This is a genomic window from Pandoraea faecigallinarum (genome assembly GCF_001029105.3).
Classification (GTDB): domain Bacteria; phylum Pseudomonadota; class Gammaproteobacteria; order Burkholderiales; family Burkholderiaceae; genus Pandoraea; species Pandoraea faecigallinarum.
Window position 1 is genome coordinate 4,363,719 of record NZ_CP011807.3, and the last position, 18,449, is coordinate 4,382,167.

Genomic DNA, 18,449 nt, shown 5'->3' on the forward strand with positions numbered 1-18,449 from the left:
CGTGCGTCGCCGGTCACATGAACGGATCGGCGACTTCCGAAAGCACTTATTGTTTTCCTGAAACCGGGGAAAATCGCAGCCGGGCTTTTGGCGAAGCACTCGCCGCAACGGTCAGTCTGCTGCCGGAGGGCGCGCGCAGTGTAAACTGCTGGGTTTTCGACCCCCAGTGGAATGGTGCAAGTGTCCCGGCGTCCCGTTATCAGCGCCCCAACACTCATACGCTCGCTGGCCCGTTTGAGCGCGTTCGTGCCCCCCGAGGCCGCGCCCTCGCTCTCGGACCGCCTGAGCCAGTGGCTGGGCTGGACCGACGCCATCGCGCTCTCGTCGGCCCTGAAAGCCAACCCGCCGGCGGCAACGCCCGGCGCGCGTGCGCCTGCGCAGGCCCCGGCCAGTGAACTCGCCCGTGTACGCGGGGAGCTTGCGGCTGCCATCGCGCGCGATTGCGGTCTGGCTGCCGCGCCCGGCGGGCAAATCCGCGCTCTGAGCGCCGCCGAGCGGCAGCGCGCCGCGTCGTTCGCCGAATTCCCGGCGTATCGGCAACGCTATGCGACCTCGCAACAGACGATGGACACGGCGATCAGCGCCCTGCGCACCCGCCTGCGCGCCCAACTGGCCGCGCAGTCGCCCGCCGCGGCGCGCCTCGCCAGCGTCGATGCCGTCATGGAGCGCGTGATGGGCGCACGTGAGCGCGCACTGCTTGCGAGCGTGCCGAATTTGCTCGAAGGGCACTTCGTACGATTGCGCGACACGGAGCAGGCGACGATGGCCGCCCCGCGCGTGCCCGGCGCCCCGGCGCTCGCACCCGCCGGCACATGGCTCGACACCTTCCACCGGGACATGCAGAGCGTTTTGCTCGCGGAACTGGATATACGCCTGGAACCGGTCGAGGGGCTGATTGCCGCCCTCGCTTCGGCCGCCACCGGCGAAAACGTTAGTGAACCCGGACAACATGACCCGTTACCTCGTTGATCTCGTTGCCTTTGTCGCAGGACTGGCCGTCGTAGGCTGGATCGCCATCGGCTATGCCGGCACCAATACCCTCGCACTCGCCGTCGCCCTGCTGATTGCCGCCGTCTATCTCATCGGCGCGCTCGAACTCAAGCGATTCCACCAGTCGACGAACGCCCTCGCGCGCGCTGTCGCGGGCCTGAGCACCACGCCCACGTCGCTGCCGTCATGGCTCGACACGCTGCCCGCCGGTCTGCGCACCTCGGTGCGTCTGCGCGTCGAAGGGGAGCGCGTCGGCCTGCCCGGCCCGGCGCTCACGCCGTATCTCGTCGGCCTGCTCGTACTGCTCGGCATGCTCGGCACCTTCCTCGGCATGGCGGCCACGTTGCGCGGCACCGGTATCGCCCTCGAAGGCGCGACCGATCTCCAGGCGATACGGGCCTCGCTCGCGTCGCCGGTCAAGGGTCTCGGCTTTGCCTTCGGGACATCGGTCGCCGGGGTGGCAACGTCGGCCATGCTCGGCCTGCTCGCCGCGCTCGCCCGCAAGGAACGCTCGCAAGTCGTCCAGTCGCTCGACGCCCGTATCGTTACGACGCTGCGCGGTTTTTCCCAGCAGCATCAACGCGAGGCCACGCTGCAACTGCTTCAGCAACAAGCGGCGGTCATGCCGGCGCTCGTCGACCGTCTGCAAGACATGATGGCCGCGATGGAGCGCCAGAATCAGGCGCTCGGCGAGCGCCTCGTCGCCAGTCAGGATGCGTTGCACGCCAGGACCGACGAGTCCTACGCGCAACTCACCGACGCGATGCGGCAATACCTGAAGGACAGCGTCGCCACCACCGCCAGCGCGGCCGGTGCGGCGATTCGTCCGGAAGTGGAAGCGACGATGGCAAGCCTGGCGCGCGAGACCGCCACATGGCACCAGACCGTTTCCGCCGCCGTGCAAGACCGTATGGACGGCCTGTCGGATCGCTTCGAAGCGACGACGGCGCGCGTGGCCAGTGTCTGGAAGGATTCGCTCGACGCTCAGTTGCGCGCCAATGAATCGCTCACAACCGATTTGCGTGCCGCGCTCGGCGACTTTGCGCAGACGTTCGAGGCGCGCTCGACGCAACTCGTCGACGGCATCGCCGCACGCCTGGACGCAACCACGGGGCAGGTCGGTGCGGCTCACGCCGGGATCGCGCAGACGTGGGAAACGTCGCTCGCCACGCAACAGCAAACGAACGACGCCCTCGCCCGCGCACTCGGCACCACGCTTGCGCAGTTCACCGAATCGTTCCAGACACGCTCGGCCGGTTTGCTCGCCGATGTCGCCACGCGCCTCGACAACGCCACCGGCAGCATCGCCACGGCGCAGACCACCGTGGCGCAGGCATGGGAGCAGGCGCTTGGCCGCCAACAACAATCGCACGACGCGCTCACGCAATCGCTCGGCGCCGCGCTGGAGCGCTTCGCGCAGACGTTCGAAGCCCGTTCGAGCGCGCTCCTGGGCGACGTCGCCGCAAAACTCGATGCGGCAAGCGGCAACGTAAGCGGCGCGCACGAGCGCGTGGCGCAGGCTTGGGACCGGTCGATTGCGTTGCAGCAGCAGGCGAACGCCGCACTGAGCACCGAGCTCGCCGCCGCACTGACGCGCTTCACCGACACGTTCGAGCAGCGCGCGGCGCATCTGGTCGACGGTGTGAGCCGACGGGCGGAGGGCGCCATGCACAGCGTGTCAGAGACGGCCGCCGTGGTGTCCGGCGAGTGGAAGCAGGCGATCGCTGCGCAGCAAACGGCCAATGACGCCCTCGCGCGCGACCTCGCCGTCGCCCTCGACCGCTTCGCCGAAACGTTCGAAGCGCGCGCGTCGCAGTTGCTCCAGGACGTTTCTGCCCAAATGGACGCGACGTCGAGCAACGTCGCACAAACGTGGCGCGACGCGGTGACGGCGCACGCCCGCACGAACGAACGTCTAGCCGACGGCAATCAGCAGCTCGTCACCGCGACGACACAGGCCTTCACCGAACACAGCGCGTCGTTGCTCCAGGCGCTCAATGCGGCGAACGCCGCCCATCACGACGCAACGGCCGAGCGCGAGACGCAACGGCTGTCCGTCTGGACCGAAACGCTCGAAGGCACGCTCGCCACGCTGCGCTCCGAATGGCAGCAGATCGGCGCGCAAACGGCCAGCCAGCAACAGGCGATCTGCGACACGCTCGCGCGTACGGCGCTGGAGATGTCCGAACAGACGCGCGCCAGCGCGAGCGACACGATCGCGGAAATCTCACGTCTCGTGCAGACCGCTTCCGAAGCCCCGAAGGCCGCCGCCGAAATCATCGGCGAACTGCGTCAGAAGCTCTCGGACAGCATGGCGCGGGACAACGCCATGCTGGAAGAACGCTCGCGACTGCTCGACACGCTGGGCACGCTGCTCGACACCGTCAGGCACGCGGGTAACGAACAGCGTGCCGCCGTCGACGATCTCGTGACGACGTCCGCGCAACTGCTCGAACGCGCCGGAGCGAATCTCGGCGACGCCATCGCCGCGCAGACGGAGAAACTCACGGAAGCGTCCGCGCAGGTCACCAGCAGCGTCATCGAAATCGCGAGCCTTGGCGACGCCTTCGGCGCCGCCGTGCAGTCCTTCGGCGAATCGAACACGCAACTGCTCGAACATCTGCGACGCATCGAAACCGCGCTCGACAAGTCGATGGCGCGCAGCGACGAGCAGCTCGGCTACTACGTCGCACAGGCGCGCGAAGTCGTGGAGTTGAGCGTAATGTCGCAAAAGCAGATCCTCGAGAACCTTCAGGACCTGGCGCAGATGCGCTCGCAGGCGGCGTCGCAGGCGAACGCGCAACCGGGTAGCGTGGCGGCATGAGGGACGATTTCGACGCGGACATCGCGCACGGCGACGTCGGTGCCGCCGCGCCGACGTGGGCCGTCTTCGGCGATCTGATGTCCGTGATGCTGGGTGCGTTCGTGCTCATCATGCTCGGCGTGATCGGCGTGCAGATCGAACTGTCCGCCAAGCTGGAGCGCGAGGTGAAGGAGCGTCAGGTCGAGACGCAGCGCCGCGAGACGCTGGAAAAAGCGCTCGCCGGGCCACTCGCCGGTGGACGCGTCACACTGGTCAACGGCCGTATCGGCATCAGCGGCAACGTGCTGTTCGCCCTGAACTCCGATCAGTTGCAACCGCAGGGCCGTGAGGTGCTGCGCAGTCTGGCCGCGCCGCTCGCCGCCTATCTGCGGGCAAGCGACGAGATTCTCATGGTCAGCGGCTTTACCGACGACCAGCAAGTGCGCGAGACGAACCGCCGCTTCGCGGACAACTGGGAGTTGTCGGCACAACGCGCGCTGACCGTCACGCGCGAGCTGATCGCCGCCGGTGTGCCGCCCTCGTCCGTCTTCTCCGCCGCCTTCGGCGCGGAACAACCGGTGACATCGAACGCCAACGAAGCCGGACGCGCGAAGAACCGTCGTGTGGAAATCGCACCGATGCCGCGCAGCAGCGCGAGCAACGCGGGGAAGCCGAATGCGTGAGCACGAAGACGCCGACGCGATCACGACACAACTCGCGGCGTGGCGCGCACAAGGGCTGCACGAACGTGACCCGGCCCGGTTTCATCGCATCGAGGCGCTCTCGCGTCGCGCACAGGCGTTCAGCGGTGACGTACGCCGTGTGCTCGACCAGCGCCTCGGTGTCCTCATGGGCGACTTTTCGAAGGGGCTCGACAGTGCGAAGGTCGCCTCGCACGCCCCGGCTGCACCGAACGCTGCGGCGTCGCCGCTCGTCGCACTGACCGCGAGCATGGCGCAACGGCCCGGCGCCGGCGAACGGTCCGCGGCGTCGGCACGGCTTCGCACCACGAAGCCTTCGACCACGTCGACCGCGTCGGCCACATCGACCACGTCGACCGCGGCGACGTCGGCGACGTCGGCCCGGCCACCGCGCACGGCGTCAAAAGCCGACGGTAGTGCGTCGCTGCCGACACGGCCGGCTGCACCGTCCGCTCCGTCCCCTGTCGCGATCACACCAACGGTCATCGCCACGGACGACGCGTTTGAAGACCTCGATGTCCTCGAATATTTCCGCGAGACGTGGTCGAAGCTGAGCACCGACGGCAATCTGCGCCAGTCACTCGCACAGGTGCCCGAGAATGCCGGGCCGCTCAATTCCAGCCATCTCGTGCACCGTGCACTGTCGCTCATGCACGATGTCTCGCCCGACTATCTGCGTCACTTCCTGCGCCATGCCGACGCCCTCTCGTGGCTCGAAGACATGGAGGCGACAGGCGTCTTCGGCAACAAGGCGGCCGCCCGCAGCGCGGCGCCCGCCAAGCCGTCACGCGCGAAGGCCCGCTGATGTCGACGGCATAGCGCGCAACGTCGCGCCCCAGAACACCAGCGCGATTGCGCTCACGCCCGCGCCGAGCAGGCACACGCCCAGCCAGCCATGGGCCGCATAGGTCGCCGTCGCCGCGACCGCCCCCACACCGCTTCCGGTTGCATAAAACAGCATGTAGGCACCGACGAGACGGCTCGGTGCATCGGAGCGCGCCGCGAAGATCAGGCTCTGATTCGTGACGTGAATCGCCTGCCCTGCGAGATCCAGCAACAACACCCCCACCACAAGCCACACGAGCGAGGCGTGCAGCCCCGCCAGCGGCAGCCACGAGAGCGTGAGCAACACCAGCGACACGCCGGTCGTGCGCTGCGCCCATCCCCGGTCCGCCCAACGGCCTGCGCGCGCCGCCGCCAGGGCTCCCGCTGCGCCAACGAGGCCGAACGCCCCCACCGTCGCATGGGAGAAGTGGAACGGCGCGGCGGACAGCGGCAACACCAGCGCACTCCAGAAAATGCTGAACGCCATGAACATCAGCAACGCAAGGGTGCCGCGAATCTGCAACGTGCGTTCTTCGCGAAGCAGGCCAAACATCGACCTCAACAACGCGGCGTAGCGCTGTCGCGCGCCCCGCGCCGCCTGATGCGGCAGCGCGCGCCACAGCACCACGCCGAGTCCCAGCATTGCCAGCGCCGACGCGAGATACACGCCGCGCCATCCGGCGATGTCGGCAATCGCTCCTGACATCACACGCGCGAGCAACAAGCCGACCACCACGCCGCCCTGCGTCGCCCCAACGACGCGCCCGCGCTCGTGCTCGCCCGCCGCGCTCGACGCATAGGCGATCAGGCCCTGCGTCATCGCGGTGCCCAGCATGCCGACGAGCGCCATGCCCGCCAACAGCGCCACGGCCGATGTCGACACCGATACCGCGAGCAGGCTCACCGTCAGCACGCCCCATTGCACGAGCATCAATCGCCGCCGTTCCCACTGGTCGCCCAGCGGCACGAGAAACAGCAGCGCCAGCGCGCAGCCGAGCTGCGTTGCCGTCATGACGCCGCCCGCCGCCCCCTGCGAGATGCCGAAGTCGCTGGCGAGGGCGTCGAGCAGCGGCTGGGCGTAATACACGTTTGCGACGCTCAGACCCGCCGCGCACGCGAAGACCGCCACCAGCGCGCGCGGCATGCGACGGGCGCTGTCCGGCATTGTGGAAGGCATGCTCGATGCGCATGCAGCGTTCGTAGGTTGACTCGATGACATGAAGACTCCCGAATCGGCGCGAAAACCGGTATCAAATTAAGACCTGTTGGATCATAGCCAAAGCAGTCTTAAAATGAAACCTGATTTTTCTGGCGATGCCTCTGGCATCGCTTGTGACGTCGCTTATGACGTTATTTTTCGGAGGGCATCCCTTCATGACCGCAAGCCGTTCCCGTTCCATCGCGCCGGCGTCTTCGCTCGACGCGTGTCCCGTCGCCCGCACCGTCGACGTGATCGGCGACCGTTGGAGTCTGCTCATCGTGCGCGACGCCTTCGATGGCGTGCGGCGCTTCGGCGACTTTCTGCGCAGCCTTGGGGTCGCGCGCAGCATGCTTACCACGCGTTTGCGCACGCTCGTGGAGGCGGGCATTCTCTCGGCGCAGCCCGCGTCGGACGGCACGTCGTATCAGGAATACGTGCTCACACCGCAGGGCCGCGAACTCTTCACGCTCATCGTGGCGCTGCGGCAGTGGGGAGAGAAATACCGGTTCGGAGAGCGCGAGCGGCACTCGACGCTCATCGACACACGCACCGGCAAACCGCTGGCCGAATTGCAGCCGAGTACCGTCGATGGGCAGCCCGTCGCGCCGGAACACACGCAGGTCGTTCGCCCGAGCTAGCACCGCCACAAGGGCACGCCGCCGTCGGCGGCCAAGGTGCGGGCGGCAGATGCCGCCACGAGGACCGACGCGGGGATCCAGGTCGACACAAGTGCACACCACGGCGAACGCCAACGCGGGCGCCGGCTTGCCAGTGGAGGCGGTTCCGGTGGATAATCGAGCCCGTTCCCACCGCCACGGCGCGGGAATTTTCCATTGAAAATCATCGTGTTGGGCGCCGGCTCGGGCAAGACTGCCAACGCTGCCGCCCGCCGCAGCATTCCTCGACAAGCCGTCGTCCAGACGGCTTTTTGCTTCCATGACGAACCACGGACATCCGCCGGCTGACGACGCGCAACCGGCTCACGACGACGACGAGAACGGTACGTCGCCAACCCACGCCGAAGGCGACGCCGATGCCTACGTCGGCCCGGACGGCGTGGCACACCCGCGACGCATTCGCAGTTTCGTGCGACGTGCCGGGCGCAGCTCGGAAGCGCAGAAGCGCGCCTTCGACGAACTCGGCCCCAAGTTCGTGCTGCCCTACATCCCCGAGACGCTCGACTGGCCCACGGCTTTCGGACGCGCGGGCGCGCCGCGCATTCTGGAAATCGGCTTCGGCATGGGCGACGGCACCGCACACATTGCAAAGCTGCGTCCGGCAGACGATTTTCTCGGCGTGGAAGTGCACGAGCCGGGCGTGGGCGCGCTGCTCAAGCTCATCGGCACGACACCGCTCTCGAACGTGCGCATCGTGCAGCACGATGCCGTGGAGGTCGTCGAGCACATGCTGCCGGAAGGCTCGCTCGACGGCGTGCACGTGTTCTTCCCCGACCCATGGCACAAGAAGCGTCACCACAAGCGTCGACTGCTGCAACCGCCGTTTGTGGCGCTGCTCGCGTCACGTCTGAAACCGGGCGGCTATCTGCACTGCGCGACGGACTGGCAGGAGTATGCCGAGCAGATGCTCGAAGTCCTCGGCGGCGAAGCATCGTTGGAAAATACGGCAGCCGGCTACGCGCCTCGCCCGGACTATCGTCCCGTGACGAAGTTCGAGAATCGCGGTCTGCGCCTCGGCCACGGCGTGTGGGATCTGGTGTTTCGCAAGCGCGGATGAGCGGCGATAGGCGACGATAATCAACGTCGGCACATAGTGAAAAGGGCACGGCGGTGCCCTTTTTCATGCGGCGTGCGGCGACGTGAAACTCAGTCCGCCCAGACCACCAGCCCACTGTATGCCGACGCCAGCACGATCAGGCCGAACACGATCCGGTACCACGCGAACGCCGTGAAGTCGTGCGAAGCAATGTAGCGCAGCAACCAGCGCACGCAAATGAACGCACTGATGAACGCGAAGACGAAGCCGACGCCGAACAGGCCGAAATCCTCGACGGCCAGCGTCGAGCGCGACTTGTAAAGTTCGTAGACCGTCGCGCCGAACAGGATAGGGATCGCGAGGAAGAACGAAAACTCGGTCGCCACACGGCGCTCCAGCCCGAACATCATGCCGCCGATGATCGTCGCGCCCGAGCGCGACGTGCCCGGCACCAGCGCGAGGCACTGCGCAAAGCCGACTTTCAGTGCGTCGAGCGCGCTCAGGTCGTCGATCGACGTCACGCGGGGCAACTTCCCCGCCGCTTCGTTGGCACGGTTGTGACGCTCCACGAGCAGAATGATTACGCCGCCGACGATGAATGCAGTAGCCACCACCAGCGGATTGAAGAGCACCGCCTTGATGTGCTTGCCGAACAACAGCCCAAGCACGATGGCCGGCACGCACGCGACGATGACGTTGAGCGCAAAGCGGCGCGCCTTCGCCTCGCTGCCCAGCCCCAGCACGACCTGAGCGATCTTTGCGCGGAACTCCCAGCACACGGCCAGAATCGCGCCGAACTGAATCACGATGTCGAAGACCTTGCCCTTCTCGTCGTTGAAGTTCAGCAGACTTCCTGCGAGGATCAGGTGTCCCGTCGAGGAGATCGGCAGAAATTCGGTCAGACCTTCGACCACACCGAGAATGACGGCTTTGAGCGCCAGCAACAAGTCCATGCAATGCGTTCCTGAAGAGTTTGGGTAAGAGGAATGACGGAAGTCTCAACGCGTGTCGAACTTCACGTTCACGCCGTGCGACAACACGGTGATCGCGCCCGGCTGACGCATCGCGCCGCCGATATTGAGTTGCTCGGGCTTGAACGTGTAGATCGGCGCGCCCTGCAACAACTGTGTCGCGATCAGCGCGCCCGCCGCGTTCAGTTGACGCGACCAGCGCTCGGGCAAGCCGTCGATCGTGAAGGTTTCGACCTCGGGATCTTGCAGGACCACGGACAGCGTGGCCGGATCGTACGCGAGCGCGCTGTCGATGGCGAGCGTGCCGGTTAGCGGTGCGCCCCCCAGCGGATGCGTCACCGTGGCATCGACCGCGACCGCCAGACGATTGCGCTCCGGCAGCAGCGTGAGACGCGGATGCGAAAGATTGACGTCGAGCACGGCCAGCACACGGCGGTCGAACGGAAACTTGCGTTCGAGCGCGCGCTGCAATTGTCCCTCGGAAAATGTGTAGTCGTTGCCGAACGGCAGACCCGTGCAGGCAGCAAGGCCGACGGCAAGCGCCGCCGCGCCGGTCATCGTCAGCCAGCGGCGACGCGATACGTGAGACGCGCGCCGTTGCGCGGCTTGCTTTGCAAGCCCGTTGCACTGCTGATGAAAATTCGGTTCCGGATGCGTGTTACCCGACATGAGACGTTCCGCTTCAGGGCGCCAGACGCCCGACACGCGCGACTATAGCACCCGCATGCGACACGGCCCTACGTTGGCCCGCGTCTTTCCCGCATCGGCCGGAGATGCGGCGATGAAACGACGATTCGTGGATCGACGGACCGGAGCGCCGTCAGGGGCGAACGCCGGCCGGCTCAGGCGCTGTCAACGCTTCGAGTTGCGACAGCCAGGCGATCGCCTGCGCGCGGTCGTCGCCGCACATCTCGCCCGAGGGCTGCAACGACCCGCACACGGCCGGACGCTGCGGGCTTCCGAAAATCCGGCAGCGGTCGTTCTCATCGAGCTGCACACAACGCGTATTCGCCGGCTTGCCGTTCGGCATGCCGGGAATGGGCGTCGAGATGGAGGGCGCAATGCAGCACGCCGCGCAGTGAGGTCGGCAATTCATGAACGTGGATGAGCAGACGCTGGCCGGTGGGATGGCATGGCGTCGACCGTGCGGAACGACGCTTTTCAGCGCCGCGCATTTTACCGCGAGTGCCGCGAGCGGATGCCGCAAGGGGATGCCGCCGCCGCGACGACGTCTTACCAGGGCAGATCGCCCTTCAGATCGAAGAACCCGCCCGTCACCGGTCCGCGTTCGCCGAGCGCGAGCATCACAACGCTTCGCGTACCGTCCGCCAGACCCTGGCGCCCGCGCTTGCCGCTCGCATCGACGGTGAGATCCGACGGCGCACCCGGATCGACGGAGTTCACGGTGATCGACGTATCGCGCAATGTCTGCGAGAGCTGCACCGTCAGCATGTTCAGTGCGGCCTTCGAGGCGTTGAATCCGATCTGCCGGAACGCCGCATGCTCCCACGCGGGATCGTTGTTGCGCGCCAGCGAGCCGAGCCCGCTCGACACGTTGACGATGCGCGCCGCTTCCGAGCGGGCAAGCCACGGCAGCATTGCCTGCGTCACGCGCAGCGTGCCGAAGAAGTTGGTCTGGAATATCCGCTCCACCGCCTCAATGGACGCCTTCTGCGGCGTATCGTCGCGCGGATCGGTCACACCGGCGTTGTTGACCAGCACGTCGAGCCGCGCGTGATAACGGCCGATGCGATACGCCGCCGCATGGAGCGTCTCGGGGCGCAACAGGTCGATGACGAGCGTCTCCGCCTGAAAACCCGCCTTGCGCAACGGCGCGACGACCTCGTCGCCCTTCGCCTCTTCGCGCGCGCCCACAAGCACCGTCATGCCCGCCTCGGCCAGCTCGCGCGCCACTTCCTGTCCGATTCCCCGGGTCGCGCCGGTCACCAGCGCCACTTTTCCCACGTGGCGTTCGGCGTCCTCGCGCACCGCATTCTCGATCGCGTCCCGTTTCATCACTGCTCCCGTCGAATTCCCTGTTGTTCTGCGCCCGACCGCTCGCAAATTTGTTAGCATCGAGTTTATGAAGAATCCTTCAGATTTTCTATTCGCATATGAAACCGGCCGCCCGATCCCCCGCAACGCCCCGTAAGTCGCCGCAGCAGGCCCGTTCGCGAGTCACCATCGACGCCATTTTCGAAGCCGCGCTTCAGGTTTTGCTGCTCGACGGCGGACGTCAGTTGACGACCACGCGAGTCGCCGAGCGCGCGGGGGTATCCGTCGGCACCCTCTATCAGTACTTCCAGAACAAACAGGTGTTGCTGTACGCGGTGCTGGAGCGCCATATCGACCGGATCGTCGAGACGGTCGAGCAAACCTGTCAGGCCGCGCGTGGGCGATCGCTGGAGGCCATGGCACGGGAATTGGCATGGGCGTATGTCGGCGCGAAGATGCGCGACATCGAGGAAGCGCAGGCGTTGTACCGGCTCTCGGAGGATCTGGACGGACGCGAAGTGTTTGCCGGCGCGGCGTCGCGCATGCATGCGGCGGTCGTCGGCATGCTTCGCACGGCGCACAATGCCCGGTTCGACGACCCGGAAACGGTCGCCTTCGTGTTCCTGAACTCGATGTCCGGCCCGATCAAGGCCATTCTGGAAAATCGTGCGCCCGCGGGCGTCTGCCACGAAACACTGTCCCGCCAGATCGCCGACCAGATGGCGACCATGTGCGGCGCGTACTTGCAGCGCGTCGCCCAAGGGGCGGGCGACGGTCCGCATGCCGATGTCCCGCCGGAGAAGGCGGCATGACATGCCGGATGGACGAGCGACGCGAACAGGCGGCCCCATGAGGGACTGAGCGCGGGCGGCGCGTCACCGCCACCGCCGTGCATCGCCAGTCGCCGTCTTCCGCCGCCGTCGTGCCGATTTGCGGCAAAAGTTCACACGTCATCATGGCCGCCGCCCGGAACTGGTAAAATGCCGGGTTGTGTTTGCCTACTACCCACGAGTAATCGAAATGAATTACGAACAGGCCCGCTTTAATATGATCGAGCAGCAGATCCGTCCCTGGGACGTGCTCGATCAGGACGTGCTCGAGTTGCTCAAAGTCGTCAAGCGCGAAAATTTCGTGCCGGCGGCTCTGCGCGACATCGCGTTCACGGACGTGGAACTCCCGCTCTCGGGCGCCGCCATCGCAAACAAGAGCCAGCACATGATGTTCCCGCGCGTCGAGGCGCGCATTCTGCAAGCGCTCGCCCCGAAGAAGAACGAAAACGTGCTCGAAATCGGCACCGGCTCGGGCTACATGGCCGCGCTGCTGGCCTATAACGCTCACCACGTCACCACCGTCGAATTCGACGCCAATCTCGCTCAGGCCGCCCAACAGACGCTTCGCGCGAACGGCGTGACCAACGTGGAAGTCGTGAACGCCGATGGCGCGCAAGGCTGGAGCGCCGCCGCGCCGTACGACGTCATCGCCATCTCGGGCGCACTGGCAGAGCTGCCGCAAGCGTTCCTCAACCAATTGAAAGTCGGTGGCCGTCTGGCCGCATTCGTGGGCGGCATCCCGGTCATGGAGGCCGTGCTCATCACGCGCGTGTCCGAGACCGAATACCGCCGCGAAAACCTGTTCGAGACGCAAGTGGCCTATCTGGTCGCGCCGCAGCCGTCGAGCTTCAAGTTCTAAGCCCGGTGACCGGCGCGCACGCGCAGTTCCCTCACGAACTTCGGGACTGCGCGCCTGCCGGATGCCGTGAGCGGACCGGTCCCGCGCACCTTCGTTTGGGGACGAACGTGCGGCAGAACGAGGACCGGACGCCATCGAATCGACACACGTGGAACATCATGCAAATCATTACACCGGCGCAATTGGACCAGTGGCTCGCGGATGGGGAACGCGACCAACCCACGCTCCTCGACGTGCGTGAGGACTGGGAAGTTCAGACCTGCCGCATCGCCAGGAGCAAGAACGTGCCGCTCGGCGACGTGCCCGCCCGTCTGAACGAACTCGACGCCGACGCGCCCATCGTGTGCATTTGCCATCACGGCATGCGCAGCGCCCGCGCCGCGATGTTTCTGGAACAACAAGGCTTTACCCGGCTGTTCAATCTGGACGGCGGAATCGATGCCTGGGCTCGCGAGGTCGATCCGTCGATGCCGACTTACTGAGCCAGGACCGTGCGCCCCCCAAGGATTGCCGCGCGAATCCGCGCGGCGAGGTGTGCACCCGCCTCGCACACTCGCGCTGCGAGCGCCTTCGCCACCGCGACGGCGCTCTTCGCCTTTCTTGCCCTCGCCGGGCACGCCGCGCCCGTTCGGGCGGCCGATCTCCTCCAGCTGTACAGCGAAGCGCAGAACCGCGACGCGCTGATCGCCAGCGCCCGCTCGGCATACCTCGCGAACATCGAAGCGCTGCCGCAAGCCCGCGCAGCCCTGCTGCCGCAAATCACCGCACGCTGGGGTACCGTCAACACGCACTACGGTTCCGGCAACATTTCGAACACCTTCGGCAGCAGCGGCTACAGCCTCGCGCTCACGCAGCCTATCTTCCATTGGGATAGCTGGCAGTCGTACCAGCAGGGCAAGCTGACGGTGGCAAGCGCCGAGGCCGCTTTCGCGCAGGCGCAGCAGGACTTGATCCTGCGGGTCGCCACCGCATATTTCGACGTGCTCGCCGCGCAGGACGATCTTGCGCTCGCCGGCACGCACAAGCAAGCCATCGCCGAACAGCTCGCATCCGCCAAACGCAACTTCGAGGTCGGCAACGCCACCATCGTCGATGCGAACGAAGCCCAGGCCAGCTTCGATCAGGCCACCGCTCAGGAAATCGCCGCACAGAATACGCTCGACGTACGTCGCGCGGCGTTCGCACGCATCGTCGGGCACCCCGTCGGTTCGCTCGCCACCCTGCGCGCGGGATCGACGCTGCCGTCACCCGAGCCGAACAACGTCGCGGACTGGGTCGCGCAGGCGGAGCAGTCCAACTACGGCGTGCAGTTGCAGACGCTGACGCTGGAGATCGCGCGTCGCGAAACGTCCAAGGCGAAGTCGGGCTATCTGCCGTCGGTCGATCTGGTTGCCTCGGGTGCACACTCGAATGTCGGCAATGCCAACAGTTTGCTGACCTCCGCGATGTCGAGCCCGTCGAGTCAGGGCACAGGCCCCAGTTCCGCAGGTCAGATCGGCATCCAGATCAGTATCCCGATCTTCTCGGGCGGGTCGGTGCAGAGCAGGATGCGCCAGACGCTCGCGCTCGAAGACAAGGCACAAAGCGATCTGGACGACGCGCGACGGCTCGCCGTACTGGGTGCGCGCACCTCGTATCTCGGCGTGTCGAGCGGGCTGGCGCAGGTCAAGGCGCTGGAAGCCGCCGAGCAGTCGGCGCAATCGTCGGTCGCATCGAACAAGCTCGGCTATCAGGTCGGCGTTCGCATCAACGCCGACGTGCTCAACGCCGAAGACAAGCTCTTCACCACACGGCGCGATCTCGCCAAGGCGCGTTACAGCACGCTGCTCTCGAGCCTTCAGTTGAAGGCCAGCGCCGCCACGCTCGTCGATACGGACTTGCAGTTGCTCAACGCCCTGCTCACCGAAAATCCGGACGCCTCCGCCGCCATGGCAGGCGCTCGCGAACCGGCACCGGCTGACGCCGGCACAGGGCTGCCGGCGCGCGGTGTCCGGCCGGGAACGACAGCGCCGCTTCGCCGGTGAAGGCGTAGCCAGGCAGCGCCCGAGGGCGCTAACCGAAGCAGAGGCAGACCGCACTCCCAAGCTTCCGCCCGCCCAACAAAAAGCCTCGCATTGCCATGTCGGCAGCATGCGAGGCTTTTTGTTGGCGAAGTCCGAACGCAGCATCGGACATCTTCCCGTTCACTCCTGCGGTGCGGCGTATCCCCGGTCGAGCCAGCGTCCGAGCGCGGTGACGGTGCGCGCCGTCGCGCCCTGGTGCTGTTTCGCGAACAACAGCGCCGCCGTGCGCATCGCGAGCCGCTTGTCGTCGTTGACGAGCAAATCGGCCAGCGTCGTAGCGAGTTCGCCGGCATCGCTCACACGCCGCGCGGCACCGGCGTTCAGCGCGTTTTCGCTCGCCTGGGTGAAGTTGAACATATGTGGACCGAAGACGACGGGTGTGCCCGCGGCGCACGCTTCGATCAGGTTCTGACCGCCCAGCGGCAACAGACTGCCGCCAATGAAGGCGACATCGGCCGCCGCGAAATATGCGGCCATCTCTCCCATCGAATCGCCCAGCACGACATCGACGTCGGCAGGCAACGGGGTGTCGTCGTCCGGCCATGCACTGCGGCGCACGTAGTTGAGGCGCACCTTCCCGAGCATCGCGGCCACTTCGTCGAAACGCTGGGGATGTCGCGGCACGAGTACCAGCAACGACCGGCGCCCCGCGTCGGACGCCGCCGAAAGCATGGCGCGCGCGTGAAGCACCAGCGCTTCCTCACCGTCGCGTGTACTGGCAGCGAGCCACACCTTGCGCTCGCCGAAGCGCGCCCGCCAACGGGCCCCCAGCGCGAGCAGGGCGGGCGGCGGCGTCATGTCGAACTTGAGGTTGCCCATGACGTCGACGTCGCTCGCGCCGAGCATGCGCAGGCGCTCGGCATCGGCATCGCTTTGCGCCAGCACGCGGCTGAATCCGCCGAAGACAGGCTTCGTCGCACCACCGAAGCGCGCCGCGCGACGGAACGAACGCGCCGACATGCGGGCGTTGGTCAGCACGAGCGGCACATCGTCTTCGCGACATGTGAAGATGAGATTCGGCCAGACTTCCGTCTCCATCACCACGCCCACGCTCGGCCGCCAATGCTTCAGGAAACGCCGGATCGGCCCGACCATGTCGTACGGCAGGTAGCAGCGCAGCACGCGATCGCCGAACAACCCCTCACCCGTGGCACGGCCGGTCGGGGTCATGTGCGTGAGCAGCACCCCGTGCGACGGATAGCGCTTGAGCAGGGCTTCGACGAGCGGTTGCGCCGCGCGCGTCTCGCCAACGGAGACGGCGTGCACCCAGATCAGCGCACGCCCGGTGTACGGCGGCGTGCCGTAAAAGCCGAAGCGCTCGCCGATGTGACGGCGATAGCCCGGCTCGAACCGCCCGCGCCACCACAGACGCACCACGGCCAACGGTGCGACGATCCACCAGAGCGCGCGATAGACGAGACGCAGCAGCATTCAGATCAGCGCGCGATGCGTCAGGCGTTGCAATACCGCCAGCGGCGAACACTCGGGGTGCACCATCGACTCGGCGGGCAGGAAAAAGGTCTGTTCCATCATGAACTGGCCCGACATCACGGCGTGCGACGTCTGGTCGGAAAAGCAGATCCACACGCTGCCCGGGGGGAACGGCATGGTCTGCTGGCCGGCGTCGCGCTGATACGCCATGTCGGCCTTCATGCCATCGTGCAGATGCAACATGATGTGGTCATAACCGCTGCGCGGACGTTTGGTGATGCCCACGGCGTTTTGCAGCCACGCGGAGCCCGGCCATTGCGTTGGCACTTTCGGCAAAAAGCGCTTCGCCACGTCCTCGAACGGCTCGCCCACGCGCCACACGCGAGGCTGGCCTGCCGGATTGATGTTGGTGAACACGCGCAGAATGCGCTCGCCATAATTCGGCCGCGACGGGAAAGCGTCCACATGCAGACGGCTGTCGTCCTTGCGCCACGATGTCTGGCGCGTTTCCACCTGATGCAGGCGCAGACTGGTCGGCGCCGCACGCAGCTTGCCGCGATACTCCGGCATCAGGCCGTCGACCAGACTGCACGCCTGCGTGTAATAGCGCTTGACCAGCGCGTGCACGGCGCGCTGCGTGGCAGCGTCGGCGGCAACGCCCACGAGGACATCCGTCTTCGGGTCGAGGCTGATGTTCTTGCGCTTCGGATCGGCGATCTTCGGGTCGAGCAGACGTTGCTCGGCGGTGTCGAGGGCGAAGGCCAGATGCGGAAAGTACAGCACCTTGCCGGCTTCGACATCGGCCACCAGCGCCTCGCGCGAGACCGACAGTTGTCCGCCTTGCCAGTCGCCCGAGTCGACGGTGACGATCTGGCTGCTGCCGGTCGGCGCGCTCACCTGGTTTGCCTGGTTCGCTTCGTTCGTTCGATTCATGCGGGTCGGTCCTCCTCGGGCACGGCAGCGCCGCTTCGCACCGGCGTGAGCGACGGCGCGAGTTCGCGCACCGCCTCGCGCACCTGTGCGAGCGTTGGCTTGTGTTCGGCGTCGCCGAGATTGACGATGCGCGGCGACCAGAACCCGCCGGTGCGCCACGCCGTGCTGAAATTGTATAGCTCGATGGTCGGGCGGTTCAGCGCTGCGGCGATATGCACCAACCCGGTGTCCACGCCCACGGTGATCGCGCCACGGTCGATGAGGCCGACGACCTGCGACAGGTTCATCTTCGGCGGCACCCACGCGGCGTCGCCCAACGCTGCCGCGAGGCGTAGCGACACGTCGCGCTCCGACGCACTGCCCCACGGCAAGACGATCAGGAAGCCTTGCGACGCCAGGTCGCGACCGAGCGCCACCCAGTTGTCCTCCGGCCACGTCTTGTCCTCACGCGAGGTCGCGTGCACGAAGACGGCATACGGACGATCCGGACACTGGCTGTGATCGGCCCGCTCGGTGGCAATGCCGAAGTCGATCTCGCCCGGCATCCCGAAGCCGAGCGCCTGTGCCACGAGCAGGCGAGAACGGGTCACCACGTGTGTATGCGGCTCGATACGTACCATGTGCCGATAGAGGTATCGCACCGGCCACTCGTAGCTCGCGCCCTCGGTGCGGTTACCCAGCCCCCACACGGCGCCGCGCGCAGTTCGCGCGATCCAGCCGGTCTTGACCAGACCCTGCGTATCGATCACGTAGTCGTAAGGGGTGTCGCGCAGGGCGCGGCGAAACGCACCGATTTCCTGCCACGTGCGAGCCGCGAAGGGTTTCTTGCGCCAGCGGCGCAGCGCGAATGGAATGACCCGGCGCACACCGCGCACGAGTTTGACTAGGTCGACGAAACCCTCTTCCACGACCCAGTCGATCCGGGCGTCCGGGTACTGGCGCAGGATGTCCTGCACCACGGGCATGTTATGGACGACGTCGCCGAGCGACGAGACTTTGACGATCAGAACCTGCAACCGAACGCCCCGGCGGTTCGGCCGGGCCTCGTGAGCAAAACCGCGATTTTACTCCGAGCCGGCCCGCCGATCATGATTGTCGTCCCCGTCGGGAAAACGGCCGCCTTACCATGTTCCC

The 18,449-nt window shown here is 66.4% G+C and carries 18 protein-coding genes; 10 read left to right on the forward strand and 8 right to left on the reverse strand.

All coding sequences use genetic code 11. The features are described 5' to 3' along the window. The first annotated feature begins 171 nt into the window (after positions 1-171). From AB870_RS19160 to AB870_RS19175, 4 genes are read left to right on the forward strand one after another with little or no spacing between them, the layout of a single operon-like run. Positions 172-969: a DUF3348 domain-containing protein gene (locus AB870_RS19160; RefSeq protein ID WP_047905909.1), complete on the forward strand. Its 798-nt coding sequence runs from the start codon at positions 172-174 to the stop codon at positions 967-969. Further along, positions 950-3,814, forward strand: coding sequence for a DUF802 domain-containing protein (locus tag AB870_RS19165; RefSeq protein ID WP_047905910.1), 2,865 nt, complete (start codon positions 950-952; stop codon positions 3,812-3,814). The genes AB870_RS19160 and AB870_RS19165 overlap by 20 nt, the downstream gene beginning before the upstream one ends. Next, the gene (locus tag AB870_RS19170; protein WP_047905911.1) at positions 3,811-4,476 is read left to right on the forward strand and encodes an OmpA family protein; all 666 of its coding nucleotides are present in this window, start codon (positions 3,811-3,813) and stop codon (positions 4,474-4,476) included. The genes AB870_RS19165 and AB870_RS19170 overlap by 4 nt, the downstream gene beginning before the upstream one ends. After that, the gene (locus AB870_RS19175) at positions 4,469-5,299 is read left to right on the forward strand and encodes a DUF2894 domain-containing protein (protein WP_047905912.1); all 831 of its coding nucleotides are present in this window, start codon (positions 4,469-4,471) and stop codon (positions 5,297-5,299) included. Before AB870_RS19170 ends, AB870_RS19175 begins: the two co-directional genes overlap by 8 nt. On the opposite strand, the gene AB870_RS19180 is transcribed toward AB870_RS19175, so the two are convergent. After that, a complete protein-coding gene (locus AB870_RS19180; protein ID WP_418303970.1) occupies positions 5,279-6,496 on the reverse strand; it encodes an MFS transporter in 1,218 nt (405 codons plus the stop codon). The two genes, AB870_RS19175 and AB870_RS19180, sit on opposite strands and share 21 nt — an antisense overlap. 197 nt (positions 6,497-6,693) lie before the next feature. Between AB870_RS19180 and AB870_RS19185 the strand changes: the two genes are divergently transcribed. Both AB870_RS19185 and trmB read left to right on the forward strand, forming a co-directional pair. Beyond that, entirely contained in the window at positions 6,694-7,158 is a 465-nt protein-coding gene (locus AB870_RS19185; RefSeq protein ID WP_047908444.1) for a winged helix-turn-helix transcriptional regulator, read from the forward strand. Between the two features lie 298 nt (positions 7,159-7,456). After that, the gene (gene trmB, locus AB870_RS19190; RefSeq protein ID WP_047905914.1) at positions 7,457-8,254 is read left to right on the forward strand and encodes a tRNA (guanosine(46)-N7)-methyltransferase TrmB; all 798 of its coding nucleotides are present in this window, start codon (positions 7,457-7,459) and stop codon (positions 8,252-8,254) included. Between the two features lie 89 nt (positions 8,255-8,343). On the opposite strand, the gene AB870_RS19195 is transcribed toward trmB, so the two are convergent. From AB870_RS19195 to AB870_RS19210, 4 genes are all read right to left on the reverse strand, one after another. Continuing rightward, complete coding sequence (locus AB870_RS19195; protein ID WP_047905915.1) at positions 8,344-9,186, reverse strand: undecaprenyl-diphosphate phosphatase; 843 nt, start codon at positions 9,184-9,186, stop codon at positions 8,344-8,346. A 45-nt stretch (positions 9,187-9,231) separates the two neighbouring features. Then, on the reverse strand, positions 9,232-9,873 hold the full coding sequence (locus AB870_RS19200; protein WP_084663891.1) for a DUF1439 domain-containing protein: 642 nt from the start codon (positions 9,871-9,873) through the stop codon (positions 9,232-9,234). Positions 9,874-10,024: 151 nt separating this feature from the next. Further along, positions 10,025-10,300, reverse strand: a complete 276-nt coding sequence (locus AB870_RS19205; RefSeq protein WP_047905916.1) for a YkgJ family cysteine cluster protein — start codon at positions 10,298-10,300, stop codon at positions 10,025-10,027. A gap of 137 nt (positions 10,301-10,437) precedes the next feature. Continuing rightward, positions 10,438-11,220 carry an SDR family NAD(P)-dependent oxidoreductase gene (locus AB870_RS19210; protein WP_047905917.1) on the reverse strand — a complete coding sequence of 261 codons (783 nt, stop codon included), beginning with the start codon at positions 11,218-11,220 and terminating at the stop codon, positions 10,438-10,440. Positions 11,221-11,318: 98 nt separating this feature from the next. Here AB870_RS19210 and AB870_RS19215 point away from each other — a divergent pair, with 98 nt between their 5' ends. The 4 genes from AB870_RS19215 (at position 11,319) to AB870_RS19230 (ending at position 14,912) form a co-directional block, all read left to right on the forward strand. After that, positions 11,319-12,011 (forward strand): TetR/AcrR family transcriptional regulator, encoded by a 693-nt coding sequence (locus AB870_RS19215; RefSeq protein WP_047905918.1) that lies wholly within the window; start codon positions 11,319-11,321, stop codon positions 12,009-12,011. Positions 12,012-12,219: 208 nt separating this feature from the next. Next, positions 12,220-12,888: a protein-L-isoaspartate O-methyltransferase family protein gene (locus AB870_RS19220; RefSeq protein ID WP_047905919.1), complete on the forward strand. Its 669-nt coding sequence runs from the start codon at positions 12,220-12,222 to the stop codon at positions 12,886-12,888. Between the two features lie 158 nt (positions 12,889-13,046). Next, complete coding sequence (locus tag AB870_RS19225) at positions 13,047-13,370, forward strand: rhodanese-like domain-containing protein (RefSeq protein WP_047905920.1); 324 nt, start codon at positions 13,047-13,049, stop codon at positions 13,368-13,370. Positions 13,371-13,379: 9 nt separating this feature from the next. After that, positions 13,380-14,912: a TolC family outer membrane protein gene (locus tag AB870_RS19230; RefSeq protein WP_237169991.1), complete on the forward strand. Its 1,533-nt coding sequence runs from the start codon at positions 13,380-13,382 to the stop codon at positions 14,910-14,912. Positions 14,913-15,071: 159 nt separating this feature from the next. Here AB870_RS19230 and waaA read toward each other — a convergent pair whose 3' ends face one another. The 3 genes from waaA to waaC are packed head-to-tail and all read right to left on the reverse strand — an operon-like array spanning position 15,072 to position 18,280. Continuing rightward, positions 15,072-16,379 (reverse strand): lipid IV(A) 3-deoxy-D-manno-octulosonic acid transferase, encoded by a 1,308-nt coding sequence (gene waaA / locus AB870_RS19235; RefSeq protein WP_047908447.1) that lies wholly within the window; start codon positions 16,377-16,379, stop codon positions 15,072-15,074. A 3-nt stretch (positions 16,380-16,382) separates the two neighbouring features. Beyond that, positions 16,383-17,315, reverse strand: coding sequence for a Kdo hydroxylase family protein (locus AB870_RS19240; RefSeq protein WP_047905921.1), 933 nt, complete (start codon positions 17,313-17,315; stop codon positions 16,383-16,385). Further along, positions 17,312-18,280, reverse strand: a complete 969-nt coding sequence (gene waaC, locus AB870_RS19245; RefSeq protein ID WP_047908448.1) for a lipopolysaccharide heptosyltransferase I — start codon at positions 18,278-18,280, stop codon at positions 17,312-17,314. Before waaC ends, AB870_RS19240 begins: the two co-directional genes overlap by 4 nt. Positions 18,281-18,449: the final 169 nt, after the last annotated feature.

Excerpts from the sequence above, each read along its gene's own strand:
- AB870_RS19160 (WP_047905909.1), top strand. The coding sequence starts at position 172 with ATGGTGCAAGTGTCCCGGCGTCCCGTTATCAGCGCCCCAACACTCATA.
- AB870_RS19165 (WP_047905910.1), top strand. The coding sequence starts at position 950 with ATGACCCGTTACCTCGTTGATCTCGTTGCCTTTGTCGCAGGACTGGCC.
- AB870_RS19170 (WP_047905911.1), top strand. The coding sequence starts at position 3,811 with ATGAGGGACGATTTCGACGCGGACATCGCGCACGGCGACGTCGGTGCC.
- AB870_RS19175 (WP_047905912.1), top strand. The coding sequence starts at position 4,469 with ATGCGTGAGCACGAAGACGCCGACGCGATCACGACACAACTCGCGGCG.
- AB870_RS19180 (WP_418303970.1), bottom strand. The coding sequence starts at position 6,496 with ATGCCTTCCACAATGCCGGACAGCGCCCGTCGCATGCCGCGCGCGCTG.
- AB870_RS19185 (WP_047908444.1), top strand. The coding sequence starts at position 6,694 with ATGACCGCAAGCCGTTCCCGTTCCATCGCGCCGGCGTCTTCGCTCGAC.
- trmB (WP_047905914.1), top strand. The coding sequence starts at position 7,457 with ATGACGAACCACGGACATCCGCCGGCTGACGACGCGCAACCGGCTCAC.
- AB870_RS19195 (WP_047905915.1), bottom strand. The coding sequence starts at position 9,186 with ATGGACTTGTTGCTGGCGCTCAAAGCCGTCATTCTCGGTGTGGTCGAA.
- AB870_RS19200 (WP_084663891.1), bottom strand. The coding sequence starts at position 9,873 with ATGTCGGGTAACACGCATCCGGAACCGAATTTTCATCAGCAGTGCAAC.
- AB870_RS19205 (WP_047905916.1), bottom strand. The coding sequence starts at position 10,300 with ATGAATTGCCGACCTCACTGCGCGGCGTGCTGCATTGCGCCCTCCATC.
- AB870_RS19210 (WP_047905917.1), bottom strand. The coding sequence starts at position 11,220 with ATGAAACGGGACGCGATCGAGAATGCGGTGCGCGAGGACGCCGAACGC.
- AB870_RS19215 (WP_047905918.1), top strand. The coding sequence starts at position 11,319 with ATGAAACCGGCCGCCCGATCCCCCGCAACGCCCCGTAAGTCGCCGCAG.
- AB870_RS19220 (WP_047905919.1), top strand. The coding sequence starts at position 12,220 with ATGAATTACGAACAGGCCCGCTTTAATATGATCGAGCAGCAGATCCGT.
- AB870_RS19225 (WP_047905920.1), top strand. The coding sequence starts at position 13,047 with ATGCAAATCATTACACCGGCGCAATTGGACCAGTGGCTCGCGGATGGG.
- AB870_RS19240 (WP_047905921.1), bottom strand. The coding sequence starts at position 17,315 with ATGAATCGAACGAACGAAGCGAACCAGGCAAACCAGGTGAGCGCGCCG.
- waaC (WP_047908448.1), bottom strand. The coding sequence starts at position 18,280 with ATGCCCGTGGTGCAGGACATCCTGCGCCAGTACCCGGACGCCCGGATC.